At 64.5% G+C, this 19,215-nt stretch carries 16 protein-coding genes and 1 tRNA gene; 15 read left to right on the top strand and 2 right to left on the bottom strand.

The window, feature by feature from the left end; translation table 11 throughout:
* Positions 1–62: 62 nt before the first annotated feature.
* Positions 63–1,763 (bottom strand): ShlB/FhaC/HecB family hemolysin secretion/activation protein, encoded by a 1,701-nt coding sequence (locus DYQ94_RS12765; RefSeq protein WP_126966363.1) that lies wholly within the window; start codon positions 1,761–1,763, stop codon positions 63–65.
* A 748-nt stretch (positions 1,764–2,511) separates the two neighbouring features.
* Between DYQ94_RS12765 and DYQ94_RS12760 the strand changes: the two genes are divergently transcribed.
* From DYQ94_RS12760 to DYQ94_RS12725, 8 genes are all read left to right on the top strand, one after another.
* Positions 2,512–4,470 carry a tetratricopeptide repeat protein gene (locus DYQ94_RS12760; protein ID WP_126966364.1) on the top strand — a complete coding sequence of 653 codons (1,959 nt, stop codon included), beginning with the start codon at positions 2,512–2,514 and terminating at the stop codon, positions 4,468–4,470.
* On the top strand, positions 4,452–6,350 hold the full coding sequence (gene pgaB / locus DYQ94_RS12755; protein ID WP_126966365.1) for a poly-beta-1,6-N-acetyl-D-glucosamine N-deacetylase PgaB: 1,899 nt from the start codon (positions 4,452–4,454) through the stop codon (positions 6,348–6,350). Before DYQ94_RS12760 ends, pgaB begins: the two co-directional genes overlap by 19 nt.
* 3 nt (positions 6,351–6,353) lie before the next feature.
* Positions 6,354–7,607 (top strand): poly-beta-1,6-N-acetyl-D-glucosamine synthase, encoded by a 1,254-nt coding sequence (gene pgaC / locus DYQ94_RS12750; protein WP_160954870.1) that lies wholly within the window; start codon positions 6,354–6,356, stop codon positions 7,605–7,607.
* Positions 7,604–8,050: a poly-beta-1,6-N-acetyl-D-glucosamine biosynthesis protein PgaD gene (gene pgaD / locus DYQ94_RS12745; RefSeq protein WP_024937760.1), complete on the top strand. Its 447-nt coding sequence runs from the start codon at positions 7,604–7,606 to the stop codon at positions 8,048–8,050. The genes pgaC and pgaD overlap by 4 nt, the downstream gene beginning before the upstream one ends.
* A gap of 592 nt (positions 8,051–8,642) precedes the next feature.
* Positions 8,643–8,999 (top strand): MarR family winged helix-turn-helix transcriptional regulator, encoded by a 357-nt coding sequence (locus DYQ94_RS12740; RefSeq protein ID WP_202397492.1) that lies wholly within the window; start codon positions 8,643–8,645, stop codon positions 8,997–8,999.
* 135 nt (positions 9,000–9,134) lie between these two features.
* Positions 9,135–9,845 carry a nitroreductase gene (locus tag DYQ94_RS12735; protein WP_126966368.1) on the top strand — a complete coding sequence of 237 codons (711 nt, stop codon included), beginning with the start codon at positions 9,135–9,137 and terminating at the stop codon, positions 9,843–9,845.
* Between the two features lie 121 nt (positions 9,846–9,966).
* On the top strand, positions 9,967–10,713 hold the full coding sequence (locus DYQ94_RS12730; protein ID WP_126966369.1) for an NADPH-dependent F420 reductase: 747 nt from the start codon (positions 9,967–9,969) through the stop codon (positions 10,711–10,713).
* Between the two features lie 327 nt (positions 10,714–11,040).
* Positions 11,041–11,952 (top strand): NmrA family NAD(P)-binding protein, encoded by a 912-nt coding sequence (locus tag DYQ94_RS12725; protein WP_065032283.1) that lies wholly within the window; start codon positions 11,041–11,043, stop codon positions 11,950–11,952.
* A gap of 224 nt (positions 11,953–12,176) precedes the next feature.
* Here DYQ94_RS12725 and DYQ94_RS12720 read toward each other — a convergent pair.
* Positions 12,177–12,253 (bottom strand) — tRNA-Arg (locus DYQ94_RS12720).
* A gap of 132 nt (positions 12,254–12,385) precedes the next feature.
* On the opposite strand from DYQ94_RS12720, the gene amaB reads away from it, so the two are divergent.
* The 7 genes from amaB to DYQ94_RS12685 all read left to right on the top strand — a co-directional run bounded on the left by amaB (position 12,386) and on the right by DYQ94_RS12685 (position 19,167).
* Positions 12,386–13,918 carry an L-piperidine-6-carboxylate dehydrogenase gene (amaB, locus tag DYQ94_RS12715; RefSeq protein ID WP_024940134.1) on the top strand — a complete coding sequence of 511 codons (1,533 nt, stop codon included), beginning with the start codon at positions 12,386–12,388 and terminating at the stop codon, positions 13,916–13,918.
* Between the two features lie 336 nt (positions 13,919–14,254).
* Positions 14,255–14,539 carry a DUF4190 domain-containing protein gene (locus DYQ94_RS12710; protein WP_016903110.1) on the top strand — a complete coding sequence of 95 codons (285 nt, stop codon included), beginning with the start codon at positions 14,255–14,257 and terminating at the stop codon, positions 14,537–14,539.
* A gap of 2 nt (positions 14,540–14,541) precedes the next feature.
* Complete coding sequence (locus DYQ94_RS12705; RefSeq protein ID WP_016903109.1) at positions 14,542–15,309, top strand: class I SAM-dependent methyltransferase; 768 nt, start codon at positions 14,542–14,544, stop codon at positions 15,307–15,309.
* 5 nt (positions 15,310–15,314) lie between these two features.
* Positions 15,315–16,370 (top strand): quinone-dependent dihydroorotate dehydrogenase, encoded by a 1,056-nt coding sequence (locus DYQ94_RS12700; RefSeq protein ID WP_039521311.1) that lies wholly within the window; start codon positions 15,315–15,317, stop codon positions 16,368–16,370.
* Positions 16,367–17,419, top strand: coding sequence for a UDP-N-acetylmuramate dehydrogenase (murB, locus tag DYQ94_RS12695; RefSeq protein ID WP_126966399.1), 1,053 nt, complete (start codon positions 16,367–16,369; stop codon positions 17,417–17,419). Before DYQ94_RS12700 ends, murB begins: the two co-directional genes overlap by 4 nt.
* Positions 17,413–18,321, top strand: coding sequence for a DMT family transporter (locus tag DYQ94_RS12690; protein WP_126966400.1), 909 nt, complete (start codon positions 17,413–17,415; stop codon positions 18,319–18,321). The genes murB and DYQ94_RS12690 overlap by 7 nt, the downstream gene beginning before the upstream one ends.
* Before the next feature lie 141 nt (positions 18,322–18,462).
* On the top strand, positions 18,463–19,167 hold the full coding sequence (locus DYQ94_RS12685) for an aspartate/glutamate racemase family protein (RefSeq protein ID WP_126966401.1): 705 nt from the start codon (positions 18,463–18,465) through the stop codon (positions 19,165–19,167).
* Positions 19,168–19,215: the final 48 nt, after the last annotated feature.

The following is a 19,215-nucleotide window of genomic DNA, read 5'->3' as shown; positions in this document are numbered from 1 at the left end:
CTCTCGCCACTGGTCGGCGTCATCAATCAACAGCGCGCTGCCGGCTGGCGGCGCGATCCATGTCAGAACTGGTAGATCACACGCGCGCCATACGCCGGCTGCGCACTTCCAAACCCATCCGGGCGATGGATCGCCCAGCCGGCAAACGCATCGATGCTGGCACCGAACCAGCCCCCGCGCAGACCCACCGCGCCGCCCACCAGACTGCGGCCGCGCAGGCCGCTGGCACTGGTGCCATCGATGCGACCGGCATCCAGGCCCAGGTACGGTGTCAGCCCGATCTGCTGGATCGGAAAACTCAAGGTGTTGCGCCAATACGCGCCTTTTTCCGCGCCCAAGGTCGCTTCGCCATCGAAGCCACGCACGCTGTAGCGGCCCCCGATGGTGACGAACTCCGAGCCAAGCAACAGCTCGCCTGCGGTTTGCGCACGCAGGCTGCTTTCCCACGCCATCGGCACCGGTCCCAGCTTGAACGGCATGGCGGTGCTCACGTCCAGCGTGGTCACGCCATAACGGAATGTCGGGAAGCCGATCTGCGGGTCGTAACCGGTCCACTGGCTGTTGAACCACGGCGTGCCACGCCGATGCGCGATGCGCACGTCCAACTGCATCGTCCCCAGATAGCGGCGATGGGTGACGTAGAACTCCGCGCTGCTGGTATCGCGACGCTGGATGCCGATCTCCACGCCATCCAGATAACTGCGCGCACGCCGCCGGCCAACCGTGACACCGGCAGAGGTCTTACTGGTGCCGTTGCGATGCAATACGCGCTGGATATCCAGCTGCGCGTTGCTGGATTCGCCGCTGGACTGGAAGGTCTGCAAAAATCCGTCCACGCGCTGGTGGTAGCGGTACGACGAGGCCGACAACGCAAACGTCCACCAGCCCCATGGCAGGCTGTAACTGAGACTATTGCCGCGCGTGCCGCGCTCTTCGTCGCGCGTGGCCAGGTCATGGCTGTAGCCGACGCTGAGCAGATCGTTGAGCCCCAGCGGGTTGTCCAGCGAAAAATCCAGCCCGCTCTGCACGCGCCCGGTAGCTTCCACGCCAGAATCGTCGGCATTGGCCACGCCGCGCCAGCGCCGACCATGCTGCAAGGTGATGACCAGATCCGATTCGCCCGGTGCCTCGCCCGGCGCGATGTCGATCTTGGCGTCCTGCGATGGCAGTCGCTTGAACTGCTCCACCGCCTGCTCGATCGCACGCAGGTCCAGCAGGTCGCCGTGCCGTAGCGGCAGCGCGCTCTTCCAATGTTCGCCGCCGGTGTCGGAAACTACGCGCACCGCACGCAAGCGGCCGGGCATCAGTTCGAAACGCAGTTCGCCGCGCGAAAGATCCTGTTCGGGCACGCCGATGCGGGTGGTGACCAGGCCGCGCGCGACCAGCTGGTCCAGGGCGCGACGGCGGATGATGTCGATACTCGCGCGACCGATGCAGCGGCCCTCATAACGACGCAGCGAGGTCCACAACCACGCAAAGCGTGCACCGTCGTTCCCTGCACCGGACAGGCGCACGCGGGCGATCGGGAAACATAGTTCCTCCTTTGGCAGCACGGTGCTGCGCGCATCCACGCGCTCGGCATCCTCGCGCGGGCCGGCGAAGGGTGCTTGTCGCTCCTGTTCCTGACGCCGCTGAATCTCCTCGGCCTGGCGCAATTGCTCCTGGCGATCCAGCGTTGTCGGTGCTGTTTGTTGTGCAGCCGCCAGCCCGGCGACAGCCCATAGGCAAGCCGCCAGCGCCATTGGCGCCGAACGCATCCACATTTGTCCTGCCCCCTGTCCGGCGGGCCGCGCTTGGGCGCCCCGTCGCTCACACCGCCATGCCCGGCCACCAAGACGGCGACGCAACCTTCAGCACAACGAACGCGGCGCAACTGTGATGGAACGTTAAGAACTGGTCAACGCGCCGTGTAGGGGTCACCCTGTAAGAAAAACCCGACCCTTCCAATTTTGTGACTCAAATCACTTAAAAAGCGGGCAAAAATATCCCTGCGTATCGGCTCTGCTACCTGATTCGCCCCTTTTAAGCGCAAAACATCCGGCAACGCGTGACTAACGTAGACAACACAGTAATGACGATTAATGCATATGTAACTGCGACCAGCGTGGCAAATCATGGGGCGTATTCGAGTGATGCCCGCCCCGTCAATTTCCGGGCCCCCGTGGCGCCGCTTGAAGGCGATTGACTGGAACGGGAAGATTGCCTCGACGCGTTTTTAGTGACTGATGTCACACTTAAAGCAGACTGATCCGATGAAGATCGCGTTAAATTCGTGATGACGTAGGCTTTACATAGGCATACGCAGTATCGCCAGTCGTCATACGCCTGGACCGCTAATGCACTGCCTTTTCCCCCAGCTTTTGCAACCACGTGCGTCGCGGTTGTCCTGACCGCACGGGCGCACTCACTCCTCTGCTCAGCCTCGCCTTGATTGCCGCATGTGTGCCCCAGGCGCACAGTGGTGAAGTGCGGCCGAACGGGGTGACTGACGCCTCCACCGCCCTCACTCCCATGCAGCAGGCTGAGCAATTGCGCGGCCAGCAACGCCATGCGGATGCCTTGGCCATCTATGAGCGCGTACTGCGTGCGAATCCGCGGGATCGTGGCGCCTATGCCATGCGTGCGATCACGCTGAGCGACCTCGGCAGCGCCCAGCTTGCCGCAGAGGCCGTGTGGCGGCATCCGGACTGGTTCTCGCAGCAGGAGCGTGAGCGCATCGAAAACGATCGTGTCGCCCGCATGATCGGGTGGGCCAGCGCCGAACCCATCGACACCGCACACCGCTATGCCGAGACCGACCAGGCCCTGGTCAACGTCGCCCGCATCGAACGCGAATCACCGCCGACGCTGACCTGGGAAGCCACGCGGTTGCGCGTCGACAGCCTGGTCGCGCTCAACCAGCGGCAGCGCCATCGCGACGTCGTGGCCAACTACCAGGCGTTGAAGGCGGAAGGTATCGAGGTTCCCGCCTATGTACTGCCGACGGTCGGCGATTCGCTGATGGGCCTGCGTCGCCCGGCCGAGGCCGAAGCCGTGCTCCGGCAGGCCCTGCAGCACAATCCCGACGACTTCAATACGCAGCTGTTGCTGGGCTACGCCTTGCTCGAGCAGGAGCGCTTCGACCTGGCGATGCCGCTGTTTGAAAGACTCGCGGCCACGCAGGCGCCGTGGCCGCGCCGCAACGGCGCCAGCAGCGGCTACGAAAACTGGGATCGCTTCAGCGCAGACATCGCCCTGGCCACCGCACGCTCGGCGGCCAACCACAATCGCGACGCAGACGCCCTGTTGCGCGAACGCGTAGCCATCGGCCCCGACAATGCGGAGCTGCAAGCGGCACTGGCCTCGATCGAATTCCGTCGCGGGCACCCGAGCGCCGCGCTGCAACGCAATGCGATGGCCTTGACGCTGGATCCGCACCAGAAACAGGCGCGCAGTGGCGTGGTCGAAGCGCAGCGCGATCTGGATCGCCTGGATCTGGCCGAGGCGACCTTTGCGCCGCTGCGCAAGGAATATCCGGATGACGCCGGCCTGCAGCGGCTTGGCGCCTCGCTGGAACGCCAACGCGGCTGGCAGGTACATCTCAGCCATGCGCGCGGCCGCAGCGACAATGACACCCTGACCAACAGCACCTCGCCGCTCGGCAACGACTTCGGCAGCACGCTGCTCGAAGCCGAATCGCCGCTGCTCGGCGAGCGCTGGCGCGTGGGATTGCGTGCACGCGACGATTGGGCCGATTTCCAGGACACGCGCGTACGTTATCGCAGCTTCTGGCTGGGCACGCACTACCGCTACGACCGCTTGGATGTCAGCGCCTACGGCGGACGGGCGCTCGACGAATTCGATCGCGATGGCACCGCCTGGGCGCTGGATGCCGGCTGGCGGTTTTCCGATGCCTGGTACGGCAGCCTGGCCTGGCGCACACGCGATCCGGACGCCTCATTGCAGGCACGCCGTTTCGGCATCACTGGCGACAGCATCGGCGCCGCCCTGCGCTGGATACCCAACGACGAAAGCCGTTGGGAACTGCAGGCACGCCAGCTGCGCTACAGCGACGGCAATCGGCGCGATCAGCTGGATCTGTCCGGCAGCCAGCGCCTGTGGGCCAGCCCGCACGTGCTGCTCGATGGCCTGTTCGCCGCTTCGGCCGGACGCGCCGAAGACGACCGCGCCGTCAATTACTTCAATCCGCGCCGCAACTCTGCGGTGGCCGCTGGCGTGCGCATCGATCAGATCGGCTGGCGTCGCTACGACTACGCCTTCCGGCAGCGGCTGGAGGTCACCGTCGGGCCGACCTATCAGTCCGGCTTCGGCAGCCAGTGGGTGCCCAGCGCGGCGTATCGGCACCTGTGGTCGCTGGGCGACGGCAGTGCGCTGAGCTACGGCGTGAGCTGGTCGCGCCCGGTCTACGACGGCCAGCGCGAACAACAACTTGGATTCGACCTGGATTTCCGATGGGGAGGTACGCCTTGATCCGCCTGCCGCTGTTGCTGGTCGCCTTGCTGCTGATGACGTTCGCGTCGTCGGCGCAGGCGGGCCTGCTGGTGCTCAGCTACCACGATATTCGCGACGACGTCGCCGCCAAGGGCGATCCCGATCGTTATGCGGTGTCCACCAGCAACTTCGCCGCGCATCTGGACTGGCTGCGTTCGCACGCCTACCACCCGGTGAGTGTGCAGCAGGTTCTGGATGCACGTGCCGGCAGGCGCGCCCTGCCTTCCAGGCCGGTGCTACTGACCTTCGACGACGGCTTGCGCAGCGTCTACACGCGCGTCTTTCCGTTATTGCAGGCCTATGGTTATCCCGCGCTGGTTGCCCCCGTCACCAGCTGGGTTGAATTACCGGCCGGCCAGGTGGTGCCCTACGGCCATCGCGATTTCACCCACGATGATTTCGTCACCTGGGCGCAACTGCGCGAAATGCAGGACAGCGGCCTGATCGAAATCGGTTCGCACAGCGACGATCTGCACAAAGGTATCCCCGGCAATCCATTCGGCAATCAGACCCCGGCAGCGGTCACCCGTCGTTGGGAAGCGGGCAAGGGCTATGAGAGCGAAGCGGATTATCGCCAGCGCATCCAGACCGATCTGCGCCATAGCCGCGACGCCATCGTGGCGCACCTGGGCAAACCGCCGCGCGCCATGGTGTGGCCGTATGCCGCCTACAACCGCGCCAGCAACGCCATTGCCGCGCAACTGGGCATGACGCTCAGCTTCGACCTGGAAGGCCGTTCGCACGAAGCCGATATCGGCCAGCAGGGCCGCGACCGCGTGGACGGGCAATCGCTGGCCAGCCTCGGCCGCCTGTTGCTGTTCAACAACCCCGATGTGCGCGACCTGGCCGGCGAACTGCGACGCGACCTGTCGCGCGATGGCCTGCGTGCGATCCAGATCGATCTGGATTACGTCTACGACCCGGACCCGGCGCAGCTGGCACGCAACCTCGACATCCTGGTCCAGCGCGTCAAGGACATCGGCCCCAGTCATGTATTCCTGCAGGCCTTCGCCGACCCTGATGGCGATGGCGCAGCCGATGCGCTGTACTTCCCCAACCGGCATCTGCCGATGCGCGCGGATCTGTTCGGGCGTGTGGCCTGGCAGCTGCGCACCCGTGCAGGGGTGCGCGTGTTTGCCTGGTTGCCAGTGCTGGGCTTCCGTCTCCCCGACGCGCAGCAGCAGGCGGCGCTGCAGATTCGCGGCAAGGACCCGAAGGATGTGCCGCGCCTGGATCCGGGCAATCCGCGCACGCATCAGCTGGTCGCCGACATCTACGAAGACCTGGCCGCCAACACCTACTTCGAAGGCCTGCTGTTCCACGACGATGCCTATCTGCGCGACGACGAAGTGCCTGCCTACGGCAATGGCGATCCTGCCACGCGCACGCAGCAGCTGATCGGCTTCACCCAGGAGCTGAAAGCGGCCGCCGAACGCTGGCGCCCCAAGCTGGTGACCGTGCGCAACCTGTTCGCGCAGCCAGTGCTGCAGCCGCATAGCGAGGCCTGGTTCGCGCAGCGCCTGGACGCATTTGCTTCGGCCTACGACTACACCGCGCTGATGGCGATGCCGTACATGGAGCAAGCCAACGACCCACAGCAGTGGCTGCAGCAGCTGGCGCAGCGGGTCGGCCAGCAGCCGCATGGTTTCGAGAACACCATTTTCGAACTGCAGACCGTGGATTGGCGCACCGGCAAGCCCTTGCCGGAGGGCGTGCTGCTCGAACACAGCAAGTTGCTCCTGGCTGCGGGCGTGCGCCACCTGGCGTACTACCCCGACGACTTCATCGGCAGCCGCCCGTCTCTTCCCGAAGCGCGCGAGGCCATGTCGGCTCGGCAATTCCCATATATCGAGCGGTAGCCGATGACGACCAGCCTCCTGTTGGGCGCCCTGTTCAACTTCGCGTTTTTCTATCCCATCATCATGGCGTTCTTCTGGATGATCGGAGGCACGTACTACTACCTGCGACGCGAACGCGGCACGCCAGGTCCCTCGTCGCCGCCACCGTTGGCCAGCGAGCCCTTCGTGTCGTTGCTGGTGCCCTGCTACAACGAGGCCAAGCATGTCGGCGAAACCATCGTCGCGATGAGTGCGCAGAACTATCCGGACTTCGAGATCATCGCCATCAACGATGGCAGCAGCGACGACACCGCCCAAGCGCTCGACGATCTCACCCACCAGCATCCGCGCCTGCGCGTGGTGCACCTGGAGCAGAACCACGGCAAGGCCAACGCGCTGCGCGTCGGCACGCTGGCATCGCGCTCGGACTATCTGGTGTGCGTGGATGCCGACGCCATCCTTGACCCGAATGCCACCCGCTGGATGGTCGGCCACCTGATCTCCGGCCCGCGCGTCGGCGGCGTCACCGGCAACCCGCGGGTGCGTAACCGCACCACGCTGATGGGCCGCATGCAGGTGGGCGAGTTCTCCGCCATCGTCGGATTGATCAAGCGTGCGCAGCGTGTCTACGGACGGCTGTTCACCGTGTCGGGCGTGATCTGCGCGTTCCGGCGGTCGGCGCTGCATCACGTCGGCTTCTGGTCCGACAACATGGTCACCGAAGACATCGACATCTCCTGGCGTCTGCAGCTCGACGACTGGGATATCCGTTACGAACCCAACGCGCTGTGCTGGATCCTGATGCCGGAGACCTTCCGTGGCCTGTGGATGCAGCGCCTGCGCTGGGCGCGCGGTGGTGTGGAAGTGTTGCTGAGCCATGGCCGCCGCGTGCTGTCCTGGCGCAGCCGACGCATGTGGGGCGTGCTGCTGGAATATGCGCTCAGCCTGGCCTGGGCCTACACGATGCTCTTCATCATCGTGCTGTGGCTGCTCGGCAAGGTCATCCCGCTGCCGCCTGCGCTGTACGTCGACACCATCCTGCCGCGTTGGCATGGCCTGGTGCTGGCGGTGGTGTGCCTGATGCAGTTCGCCACCAGCCTGGTGATCGAACGCCGCTACGAAAAAGGCCTGGCGCGCCAGTTCTTCTGGGTGATCTGGTATCCGGTCGCCTTCTGGATGATCGGCATGCTCACTGCCGTCATCGCCTTCCCCCGTGCCCTGCTCGCGCGCCGCAGCAAACGCGCCCGCTGGAAAAGCCCCGACCGAGGAATCCAATGACACCGCCCATCATCAACCTGCCGCAACGCCTCGGCCGCTCGCGCCGCCTCGCCTACGGCGCCGCCACCGCTGGCGCCTGGATGGTCTACTTCTATCTGTGGGCACCCCTGGCAACGCTGATCGCCTGGTTCTTCGGCCTGCGCAGCGCCTACACGGAGCTGTATCTCAAGCACAACGCGCTGGATCCGTTCGCACTGGGCGCCCTGCCGGTAATCGCCCTGATGAGCGCCATCACCACCGTCGGCTGGGCCGAGTACAACCGCATCCGCTTCGCCAAGGCCGATCAACGCAAACGCCGCCGCACCGTGCTCGAACCGGAAGTCGATCAACGCCTGGGCGTCCCCGAGCAACTCGGCAGCCTGCTACGCCATAGCCGCATCTCCTCGGTAGCGATGGATAAGTTTGCAAGGCCGGTGGGGGTGCGGGTTGTGCGGCATGGGTGAGTCGGGTTGATGAACGATAGATACGACCGATCGCTCAGGCAATCGATGACCTCGCTCAGCAATGCGCCGAGCGCAAGCGTCAGTCTAGTCGATTCTGTTGACCCCGGCTCGATTCGAACGGGCGACCTTCCGGGGCTGCAGGGCTTCGTGCCGATCCATGGCCTCGCTGTGGCTAGGAGGAGGGAAGATTCGGTCCCTGTTGCTCGCGGGGGGCAGCGCCGAGCGTGTAGATGCAGATGACAACAGTCGACCTCGCTACACCATGGCTATGCTGGCGCAATTCAAGAATGTCTGAGCCATGACTGCACATCACTGAACAACGGCCTTCGGGCGCACAAGGCTTCCCCACGTACGAAGCGTATCCGTGGGACTCAGCTGACATACGCTGACCAAGCCTGTTGACAGCCGCTCGAAAATGTATGGAAAGGCCATGCTGGTTCCCTTTGTCAATCACAGCTATTGCAATAGCGAATTGCCGGATTTATTGTCTAGCGCACAAGACTAATTCACCAGAAACGTGATGCCGAAGTCTCAAAGCGTGGGTTTGCAACTGTCTTTCGCTCTGTATGGAGCGGCCAACAGAATGGCTCGGATGCATAAGCCGTTCCTTGAGCCACTGGGCCTGACGTTCCCGCAGTACCTTGTGATACTTGAGCTCCTGCATGGCTCGCCGCAGTCCGTAGGCATGCTTGGCGAGCGTCTCGACATGGACACCGGCACCATCACCCCCCTTGTGAAGCGGCTTGAAGCGGCGGGATTTGTTACCCGTGCCCGCGACCCACGCGATGAAAGACGCGTGCTTGTTGATCTGACAGCGCGTGCCGGCGGCATCCGGGACGAGATCTTGAGCGTCAGCCAGAAGATCAAGAGTGCTTGCAAGCTCGACGAACAGGGCTTGATCGAGTTACGCGACACCTTGCAGGCCCTGAGTCGTCCTCAACTCGGCTAAAGACGCCGCCAGAGCCTTCTCTTCAACCCATTTATCTAGCGCACTATGTTGTAGTTCACCAGATTTTTCTGAGGTTCCGCGGCGGACTTGGAGGATTCTCTGAACGCCCTTACAAATCCGGGAGTATTCATAAAAATGCACAAAGCCAGAGAACAATCAGCAACGACCTCCGAAGGAATGCTCTCGTTCACCGAGGCAACTCGCGTGCGTCGCTCGATACGCGGCTTTCTGGATGAGCCGGTGCCGGATCGTGTTATCCGGGAGGTTCTGGAGGATGCGCAACACGCGCCGTCCAATTGCAACACGCAGCCTTGGAATACTCACATTGTCCGCGGCGACAAGCTCAAGCAGCTTTCCAGGTTACTGCATGCCAAGAACGACGCAGGAGAATTCACTCCCGACTTCTCGTTTGATCAGAATGACTTCTACGGCGAGTATCGCAAACGTAACGACGCGCTAGGCAAGGCCTACTACGAAGCCATGAACGTCATGCGCGAAGACAAGGAAGGCCGGCGCCGCGTAGGAGCGATGAACTACTCGTTTTTCAATGCCCCACAGGTCGCGTTCTTGTTCATGCCCTCATTTGGCGACAATGTACGCGTCGCCGGTGACATGGGCATGTATGGCCAGACCATCCTTCTGTCGCTTGCAGCTCGCGGACTCGGCGGCATCCCGCAAACCGCGCTCGCGTTCTTTGCCGGAACAATCCGCGAATTCCTTGGCATTCCCGACGAATTGAAGCTGCTGTTCGGCATCTCTTTCGGGTACGTAGATGAGGCAGCGCCTGGCAACCGGATTTATATGGATCGCGTGCCCGTCGACACGAGTACGACCTTCCATTCCTGACGCACGCCAGCGCGCATTCAATTATCCACCGCGCCCACTCCATTGAGTCGGGGCGGTGAACGGAGTGCTTCGCGCGGCTTGCCGCGCCTTTGGCAGCGATCGACCACTCAAAGGATAAACAATGAAAATAGGCATATTGGGAACCGGCCACATCGGCAAAACGCTCGTGAAGAAACTCAGTGCCGCAGGTCATGAAGTCAAAGTGGCCAATTCGCGAGGGCCGGACACCATCAAGGGCGACATCCTTGGGCATGGTGCCCGTGCCGTCACGTCCCTGGAAGCGGTACAGGACGTGGACGTGGTGATTCTATCGACGCCCCTCGGTGCCATTCCAAAGATAGCCCCACTGTTTGCCAACCTGTCTGCCAATCCCGTTGTGATCGACACTTCCAACTACTACCCCAAGCGCGATGGTGAGATTGCGGAGATCGAGGCTGGGCTGACAGAGAGCGAATGGGTCGCAGCACAGCTTGGCCGCTCTATCGCCAAGGCGTGGAATGCCATCACCTCCGCGTCCTTCGCGGAGAAGGGTGTCCCTGCCGGCGCGGAGGGGCGAATCGCCATCCCCGTCGCTGCCAACGATGACCGTGCACGCGACATGGCGATGAGGCTGGTGGACGATACCGGACTTGACGCCGTCCATTCGGGACCGCTCAGCGAATCATGGCGCCAGCAGCCTGGATCGCCAAGCTATTGCACTGACCTCACGCGCGAGGAGCTGCCCCAGGCCTTGAAGGCTACCGACCGTGCACGCTTGCCTAAGCGCCGCGACCTGGCGATCGAGGCGATCATGGAGCGGGTTGGCGACGGAACCACCAACCCCGACTCGGAGTATGCCGTTCGCCTTACCCGGGCGCTCTTCATGTGAGCGTCGCAACGTGCCTTGAGGAGCTACCTCAGCGGCAGACTGCCGGCTGATGGGTCCGAAACATATCGTCTTTTGCAATCAAGCGCGCCCTGCCCTCTTCGGGCGTGGGCACCGCCGGCGAGGCATAACAGGTCGATGAGGCGTTGCTCATGGTTCGAACGGACCACTGCGGCGTTCCGGCTATGGGTGAGCCGCCACGATGGCGGCACTCTGCTGCCTCGCTAAGTGTCCCTGCTCTTTCGCCTTGGGACATGCACGACGCCCAGATTGCCCTAGCCGGATCGCGCATGCCCTGCACAACCCAAAAGTCACCACTGGAAAACGTTTATGAGCCAAAGCACTCCTCTCATCTTCCTCATGGGTACCACTGGCCAGACCGGCCGCCTAATTTTACAAGAGTTCGACAAGAACCCAGGCGACGTGCGCGTTCGCATCGGCGTGCGCAAGCAGGAGGATCTGGAACGGCTGCGCGCTGAGGGCCGTGATGCCGTGTTATTCGACCTCGATGATCCACGCACCTTTGCCACTGCGCTCTGCGGTGTCGATCGCATGAACGTCCTGACCGGCTATACCATCGCCATGACTCACCAGACCAAGACCGTGGTGGACGCGGCGAAAAAGGCCGGCGTCCGGCACATCGTCAACCAGGGAGTCTTCGCGGCAGACGACGCTACCGATTCGAAGTATTGCTGGTTCGCGCTGGTCGAAGCCTACATCGAGGCCAGCGGCATTGCCTGGACGCACCTGCACCCCAACGTGTTTCTCGAAAACATGCTGAGTGTGTCGCCGCCGGTCGGAGGCACGTTCTCGGTTTATTGGGGTGAGAACCGAGTCGGCTATGTCGCGCTTCACGATCTGGCGGCAGTAACTGCCAAGGTCCTGCGCGAGGGTCCGGAACGCCACGGGTCCAAGAACTACTACCTCAGTACCGAAACCATGACCGGCGCAGAGCTTGCCGCCGCGTTTAGCGAGGTGCTCGACCGTCCGATTCACTGCAACATGCTCGGTGTCTCTGATGTGGAAGCGCACTTCAAGAAAGGTACTGTGGAAGTCGAGGACTGGTATGCCCGTAGCTCATTCGAGCTACTGACACAGTTCGCCGATGGACGCATGGGCTACATGGGTACGGTCAAGGACGACGTCCCCTATCTGCTGGGCCGGCCAGCAATCAACGTCCGTGCTTGGGCGGAAATGCACAAAACGCAGCTCCTGGCATTCGTTGATAGCCCTTCGACGTGAAGCAGGGCTAGAAGTGCTTGATCAGGTAGCGCCTGCTGCCCGGCCAGGAACCGTGGACCGGGTCATTGGGTTCTCAACGTCTGCGATGTCGGTGACCGACCCTGTGGCATCGCGAGGGCACAGGGTCAGGACACGTGCAAGTTGGACATGGCCCGCCATACGACCCTTGGCAGTAGTCACGCAAAATGGGCAGTACGCGCGTGTCGCGCTAAACCACTGATTTCTGGTGACCCCGGCCCGATTCGAACGGGCGACCTTCCCCTTAGGAGGGGGACGCTCTATCCAGCTGAGCTACGGGGCCAAGGTGGGCATTGTCGCACGATCGTTGCGATTGCCAAGCCGGCGGGTGGTCGGCGGAGCCTGCTAAAATCGGCGGCTACCCGTGTCGCGGGGCCTTGGCCGCCACGCGACCGTCCCGACCTTTGGAGATCCCATGTCCGCTGACCTGCTCAAGGCGCTCGACCTCGCCGCGTCCAATTCCGGTACCTATCTTGGCGAGGCGACCTGGTCGCAGGCCACCGGCGCCGGGGTGCTGCAGCCGCTCAATCCGACCACCAACGCGGTGATCGCCGAGGTGCAGGCCACCACGCCGGAAGACTACGAGCTGATCGTCCAGCGTGCGCAGGCCGCCTTCAAGGTGTGGCGGACCACGCCTGCGCCGCGCCGTGGCGAAGCCGTTCGCCTGTGTGGCGAGGCGCTGCGTGCGCACAAGGATGCGCTGGGCTCGCTGGTGGCGCTGGAAATGGGCAAGAGCAAGCCCGAGGGCGATGGCGAAGTGCAGGAGATGATCGACATCGCCGACTTCGCGGTCGGCCAGAGCCGCATGCTGTACGGCTACACCATGCATTCGGAGCGCCCGGGCCACCGCATGTACGAGCAGTACCAGCCGCTGGGTCTGGTCGGCATCATCAGCGCGTTCAACTTCCCGGTGGCAGTGTGGGCGTGGAATGCGTTCCTGGCGGCGATCTGCGGCGATATCTGCATCTGGAAGCCGTCCAACAAGACCCCGCTGACCGCGATCGCGACGATGAAGATCTGCAATGCGGCATTGAAGGACGCCGGCTTCCCGGACATCTTCTTCCTGATCAACGATGCCGGCACGGCGCTGTCGCAGAAGCTGGTCGAAGACGGCCGCGTGCCGCTGATCAGCTTCACCGGTTCGACCCAGATCGGTCGCGTGGTTGCGGAAAAGGTCGCGCACCGCCTGGGCCGTTGCCTGCTGGAGCTGGGCGGCAACAACGCCATCATCCTGGACGAGACCGCCGACCTGAAGCTGGCCATCCCGGGCATCGTGTTCGGCGCGGTGGGCACCGCCGGACAGCGCTGCACCACCACGCGCCGCCTGATCGTGCACGCATCCATCTACGACAACGTGCTGGCCACGCTGGTCAAGGCGTACAAGCAGCTCGACAGCAAGATCGGCGACCCGACCGACCCGGCAAACCTGATGGGCCCGCTCAACAGCCAGGGCGCGGTGGAGCAGTTCCTGGCCTCGATCGCCAAGGCCAAGGCCGCTGGCGGCACGGTCGAAGTGGGCGGCACCGCGATCGACCGCCCCGGCAACTTCGTGCTGCCGGCCATCGTCACCGGGCTGCAGAACAGCGACGCGGTGGTGCAGCACGAGACCTTCGCGCCGATCCTGTACGTGATGAAGTACAGCACGCTGGACGAGGCGATCGAGCTGCAGAACGGCGTGCCGCAGGGCCTGTCGTCGTCGATCTTCACCCAGAACCTGAAGGCGGCCGAGAAGTTCCTGTCGGCGGCTGGCAGCGACTGCGGCATCGCCAACGTCAACATCGGCACCTCGGGTGCGGAGATCGGCGGCGCGTTCGGCGGCGAAAAGGAGACCGGCGGTGGCCGCGAATCCGGCTCGGATGCGTGGAAGGTCTATATGCGTCGCCAGACCAATACGATCAACTACTCCGACTCGCTGCCGCTGGCGCAGGGCATCAAGTTCGATCTTTGATCGAGGTGCAGCGCGCCGGGCATCGAGCCGGCGCGCTGTCGCACGCGTACCGGAGCATGGCCGCCACGTTGTGCCTGCGCACGGCTCGGCCAATCAGCGGCGGCCGGGTGCCTGGATCATTTGCAGTGAGTCACGCAGTTGCGCACGACCTCGGTGCTCAACGCTTCATCGGCCGCTAGTCCCGATGTCGGGCACGGCCAGAGATGCAGCCTCGCCCATTCCGGTCAAAACCGGCCACGCACCGCGTCTGGCCGCAGACGGCACGCCATTCGGGCGGCGGCTCTGGGATAATCGGCCCACGCCAGCCGTCGGCTGCCGCCACTTCAGGAGTTCATGATGAACGTCGTCGTTCGACAGACCAGTGCCATGGCCATCGTCAGCCTGGTCTCGGGCATTCTCGGCTGGACGCTGATCCCGTTCCTCGGCAGCCTCTGCGCCATCATCACCGGCCACCTGGCGCGCGGCGAAATCCGCCGCAATCCGCAGGGGCTGGACGGCGACGGGCTGGCCATCGGCGGGCTGATTCTTGGCTGGCTGGCGGTCGCGCTCTGGGTGGCAGGGGTGGCGATCTTCATCCTGTTCTTCGGCGGCCTGGCCTGGCTTGCGGCCGCCAACAGTTGAGCATGGCCGCGCCCTCCTCCGCCCAACGCTTCAACGACCGCGTCGCGGCCTATGTGCGCTACCGGCCGAGCTATCCGCCGCAGCTGCTGCGCTGGCTGCACGAAGAGCTGGGCCTGACGCCGGCCACCGCGGTGGCCGATATCGGTGCCGGCACCGGCATCTCCAGCCGGCTGTTTCTGGAGGCCGGTTACCCGGTCACGGCGGTGGAACCCAACCCGGCCATGCGCGCAGCCGCGCAGCAGTGGCTGGCGGAGTTCCCCAAGTTCCGCGCGGTCGACGGCACCGCCGAGGCCACCGGGCTGGCCGATGCCAGCGTCGGCTTGGTGTCTGCGGCGCAGGCCTTTCACTGGTTCGACGTGCAGGCGGTGCGTGCCGAGTGGGCGCGCATCCTGCAGCCCGGCGGGCTGGCGGTGATCTACTGGAACAGCCGCGAGCTGGACACCACCGACTTCCTGCGCGGCTACGAGCAATTGCTGCTGGACTACGGCACCGACTATTCGGCCGTGGCCGAACGCTATCAGGACGATGCCACCATGCAGGCGTGGTTCGGCGAAGGCTTCCGCGCGATGGCACGCTTTCCGAATGTGCAACGGCTGGACTTCGATGCCTTACGCGGCCGGCTGTTGTCTTCGTCGTATGCCCCGCTCGCGCATGACCCACGCCATGCCCCGATGCTCGCCGCGCTACGCACGCTGTTCGACGCGCATGCACGCGACGGGCTGATCGACTTCCAATACCAGACCCGGGTGTTCGCCGGGGGATTGAACTGACCCGCATGTATTCGCTTGCCCGCCCCTTGCTGTTTTCCCTCGATGCCGAGCGCGCCCACGCGCTGGCATTGCGCTCCATCGATGTCGCCTACCGCACCGGCACCACGCCGCTGCTGGCCAAGCGCCCGGTGCCGCTGCCGACGCCGGCCTTCGGTCTGATGTTTCCCAACCCGGTCGGGCTCGGTGCCGGCCTGGACAAGAACGGCGAGCACATCGATGCGCTGCTCGCGCTGGGTTTCGGCTTCGTCGAGATCGGCACGGTGACGCCGCGGCCGCAGGAAGGCAATCCCAAGCCGCGCATGTTCCGCTTGCCGGAATACCAGGCGGTGATCAACCGCATGGGCTTCAACAATCTGGGCGTGGATGTGCTGGTGGCCAACGTGCAACGCGCGCGGCGTCGTGGCGGCCTGCTCGGTATCAACATCGGCAAGAACAAGGACACGCCCAACGAGGAAGCCACCAGCGACTACCGCTATTGCATGGAGCGCGTATACCCGCTGGCCGACTACATCACCGTCAATATTTCTTCGCCCAATACCGCCGGCTTGCGCGAACTGCAGGAAGAACAGGCGCTGCGCCGGCTGATCGCCGATCTGCGCGACACCCAGGAAGCCCTGGCCGCGCAACACGGCAAGCGCGTGCCGATGCTGGTGAAGGTGGCGCCGGATCTCAACGATCGCGACATCGATGCGGCCGCACGCGTGCTGGCCGATCTGGCGGTGGATGGCGTGATCGCCACCAACACCACGGTGACGCGCACCCTGATCGCCAACCATCCGCTGGCTGCCGAAGCCGGCGGCCTGTCGGGCGCGCCGCTGCTGGGGCAATCCACGCTGGTGCTGCGCCGCCTGCGCGCGCGTCTGCCCGAGTCGATCCCGTTGATCGGCGTGGGCGGCATCAACTCCGGTGCGGATGCGGTGGCCAAGATGGCGGCCGGCGCGACGCTGGTGCAGTGCTACAGCGGCCTGGTCTATCGCGGGCCGCCGCTGATCGGCGAATGCGTGGACGCGATCCGTCGCCGCCGCGAAGCGCCCAGCGGCGGTGCGGTGTCGCCGCTATGAGCGATGCAACGCAGGCCGGCTGGCGCTTGAGCGAACACGCGCCCCTGCGCGCGCTCAATACCTTTCATGTCGATGCCACGGCGCGCTGGTTGCTGAGCATCCACGCAGCCGATGCCTTGCCGCAGGCGCTGGCAGCGCCGGAGATCGCCGGGCAACCGCTGCTGGTATTGGGCAGCGGCAGCAACGTGCTGCTGGCCGGCGACCCGCCGGGCTGCGTGCTGTGTTTCGAAAACCGCGACGTCGCCATCATCGCGCACCACGCCGACCACGCCATCGTGCGCGCTGGTGCCGGCGTCAACTGGCACGCGCTGGTGCTGTATTCGCTGCAGCAAGGCCTGTCGGGGCTGGAGAATCTGGCCTTGATTCCCGGCACCGTCGGCGCCTGCCCGATCCAGAACATCGGCGCATACGGCGCGCAGGTGGGCGACTTCATCCATGTGGTGGATGCCTTCGATCTGTACGCCCAGCAGTTCGTGCGGCTGACCGCGGCCGAGTGCGCCTTTGCCTATCGCGACAGCGTGTTCAAGCAGCAGCCGGAGCGTTATCTGATCGTCGCGGTGGAATTCAATTTGCCGCTGCTGCACGAGTTGCGGCTGGACTACGCCGGTATCCGCGAGGAGCTGGCCAGCATGGGCGCCGACCTGGCCGGTGCCGCCGATGTGGCGCAGGCGGTGATCAACATCCGTCGGCGCAAACTGCCGGACCCGGATGTGCTCGGCAATGCCGGCAGCTTCTTCAAGAATCCCTTGCTGCCCAGCGAGCAGATTGCCGCGCTGCAGGCCACCTTTGCCGATATGCCGGTCTACCCTGGCGAACAGCCCGGCCAGGGCAAGTTGTCGGCGGCCTGGTTGATCGAGCAGTGCGGCTGGAAGGGCCGGCGCGAAGGCGATGCCGGAGTGTCGCCGGATCACGCCCTGGTGCTGGTCAATTACGGCACCGCCAGCGGTGCGCAGCTGCTGGACTTTGCGCGGCGCATCGCCGAATCGGTGCGCGAGCGTTACTCGGTGATCCTGGAGCCGGAGCCGCGCATCATCGGAGCGCATTGGTGACAGTGCAGCAGGCATCGCGACGTGCTGCGCTGTGGATGCTCACCAGTACCTTCGCCTTCGGCCTGATGGCCATCTGCATCCGGCTGGCGTCGGGCACGATCGCCACCACCGAGATCGCGTTCTTTCGCAATGCGTTCGGGCTGTTAGCCCTGTTGCCGCTGATCCTGCGCGCCGGCAAGGCGCCGCGCACGCGGCAATTGCCGCAGTACCTGGCACGCACCCTGATCGGCCTGGCGTCGATGCTGTGCGGGTTCTGGGCGATCGGCCACCTGCCGTTGTCGCAGGCGATCTCGCTGTCGTATTCCACCCCGTTGTTCGTCACCGTGCTGGCCGTGGTGTGGCTGCACGAACAGGTGCGCCTGCGCCGCTGGCTGGCGGTGGCGGCCGGATTCATCGGCGTGTTGGTGATCCTGCGGCCAGGCTCGTCCACCTTTACGCCCGGTCTGCTGATTGCGCTGCTGGCAGCGGTGATCAGCGCCGTGGTGGCGATCCAGATCAAGCAGCTCTCGCGCAGCGACGACTCGGACACCGTGGTGTTCTACACCTATGTGTTCTGGGTGCCGATGTCGCTGATTCCGGCACTGTTTCAGTGGAGCTGGCCGCAGGGCATCGACTGGCTCTGGCTGGCGGCGACCGGCATCTTCGGCACCGCCGGCCAGCTGTTCTGGACGCGCGCGCTCAAGCTGGGCGAAGTCTCCGCACTGCAGCCAATCAGCTTCATGCAGCTGCCGCTGGTGGCGCTGCTGGGCTGGTGGCTGTTCGGCGAGGCGATCGAACACCATACCCTGATCGGTGCGGCCATCATCATCTGCGCCAATGTCTACATCGCCCATCGTGAAAGCGTGCTGGCGCGTCGCGCCGCCACGCACGCACCGCTGGAAGGCGCAAAACCGGGCGAGTGATCGAGCGTCTGCGCGCGGCCTGACCGGCCCGCGCGGTGGCGTGGCGACGATGCCGACGTACACTGCGCTGGTACGCGCTCCCCGGCCATCGAAGGGGCGATGCGCACGCACATTCGTTGACTGTTCCAAGGTGAGGTCGGCATGCCGGTTCCAAGCAAAACCATCGGCCTGATCGGCGGCATGAGCTGGGAATCCACCCTGCCCTACTACCGCATCATCAACCAGCGGGTGCGCCTGGCCTGCGGCGGCCTGCATTCGGCCAGGCTGTTGCTGTACAGCGTCAATTTCCATGAGATCGAACGCCTGCAACACGCCGGCGACTGGGACGGCGCAGGCCAGGCAATGGCGGCAGCGGCGCGCGCGCTGCATGCCGGCGGTGCCGACCTCCTGGTGCTGTGCACCAACACCATGCATTGCGTTGCCGATGCGATCACCTCCGCAACGCCGCTGCCATTGCTGCATATCGCTGATGCCACCGCCGATGCGTTGATTGCCGCGGGGGTCACCCGGGTCGGGCTGCTCGGCACGCGTTTCACCATGGAACAGCCGTTCTATCGCGAGCGCCTGGCTGCGCGTGGCCTGCAGGTGCTGGTACCGCCGACCGAAGCACGCGCGCAACTGCATCGGGTGATCTACGACGAACTCTGCCAGGGCATCATCCGGCCGGAGTCGCGCGGCTATTTCCGCCAGGTCATGGCCGACCTCGGCCAGGAGGGTGCGCAAGCGATCATCCTGGGCTGTACCGAGATTTCGCTGCTGGTGGACAGCAGCGATGCGCAGCTGCCGTTGTTCGACACCACCGCACTGCATGCCGAAGCGGCGGCGCACGCAAGTGTGCGCGACTGATCGGCACCGAAGTCGCAGCCAGCGCGCCTTTCCCGAAGTGCATGCGCC

The sequence above is a fragment of the Xanthomonas sp. LMG 8993 genome (assembly GCF_009835065.2).
In the GTDB taxonomy this organism is placed as follows: Bacteria; Pseudomonadota; Gammaproteobacteria; order Xanthomonadales; family Xanthomonadaceae; genus Xanthomonas; species Xanthomonas arboricola.
The sequence above is the reverse complement of the archived record's forward strand: the minus strand, read 5'-3'. Positions and strand labels throughout refer to the sequence as shown.

Coding starts and splice junctions, on each gene's coding strand:
- DYQ94_RS12765 (WP_126966363.1), bottom strand. CDS start 1,763: ATGTGGATGCGTTCGGCGCCAATGGCGCTGGCGGCTTGCCTATGGGCT.
- DYQ94_RS12740 (WP_202397492.1), top strand. CDS start 8,643: ATGCATAAGCCGTTCCTTGAGCCACTGGGCCTGACGTTCCCGCAGTAC.
- DYQ94_RS12705 (WP_016903109.1), top strand. CDS start 14,542: ATGGCCGCGCCCTCCTCCGCCCAACGCTTCAACGACCGCGTCGCGGCC.
- pgaD (WP_024937760.1), top strand. CDS start 7,604: ATGACACCGCCCATCATCAACCTGCCGCAACGCCTCGGCCGCTCGCGC.
- pgaC (WP_160954870.1), top strand. CDS start 6,354: ATGACGACCAGCCTCCTGTTGGGCGCCCTGTTCAACTTCGCGTTTTTC.
- pgaB (WP_126966365.1), top strand. CDS start 4,452: ATGGGGAGGTACGCCTTGATCCGCCTGCCGCTGTTGCTGGTCGCCTTG.
- DYQ94_RS12725 (WP_065032283.1), top strand. CDS start 11,041: ATGAGCCAAAGCACTCCTCTCATCTTCCTCATGGGTACCACTGGCCAG.
- DYQ94_RS12710 (WP_016903110.1), top strand. CDS start 14,255: ATGAACGTCGTCGTTCGACAGACCAGTGCCATGGCCATCGTCAGCCTG.
- DYQ94_RS12760 (WP_126966364.1), top strand. CDS start 2,512: ATGCAGCAGGCTGAGCAATTGCGCGGCCAGCAACGCCATGCGGATGCC.
- DYQ94_RS12700 (WP_039521311.1), top strand. CDS start 15,315: ATGTATTCGCTTGCCCGCCCCTTGCTGTTTTCCCTCGATGCCGAGCGC.
- DYQ94_RS12730 (WP_126966369.1), top strand. CDS start 9,967: ATGAAAATAGGCATATTGGGAACCGGCCACATCGGCAAAACGCTCGTG.
- DYQ94_RS12735 (WP_126966368.1), top strand. CDS start 9,135: ATGCACAAAGCCAGAGAACAATCAGCAACGACCTCCGAAGGAATGCTC.
- amaB (WP_024940134.1), top strand. CDS start 12,386: ATGTCCGCTGACCTGCTCAAGGCGCTCGACCTCGCCGCGTCCAATTCC.
- DYQ94_RS12685 (WP_126966401.1), top strand. CDS start 18,463: ATGCCGGTTCCAAGCAAAACCATCGGCCTGATCGGCGGCATGAGCTGG.
- murB (WP_126966399.1), top strand. CDS start 16,367: ATGAGCGATGCAACGCAGGCCGGCTGGCGCTTGAGCGAACACGCGCCC.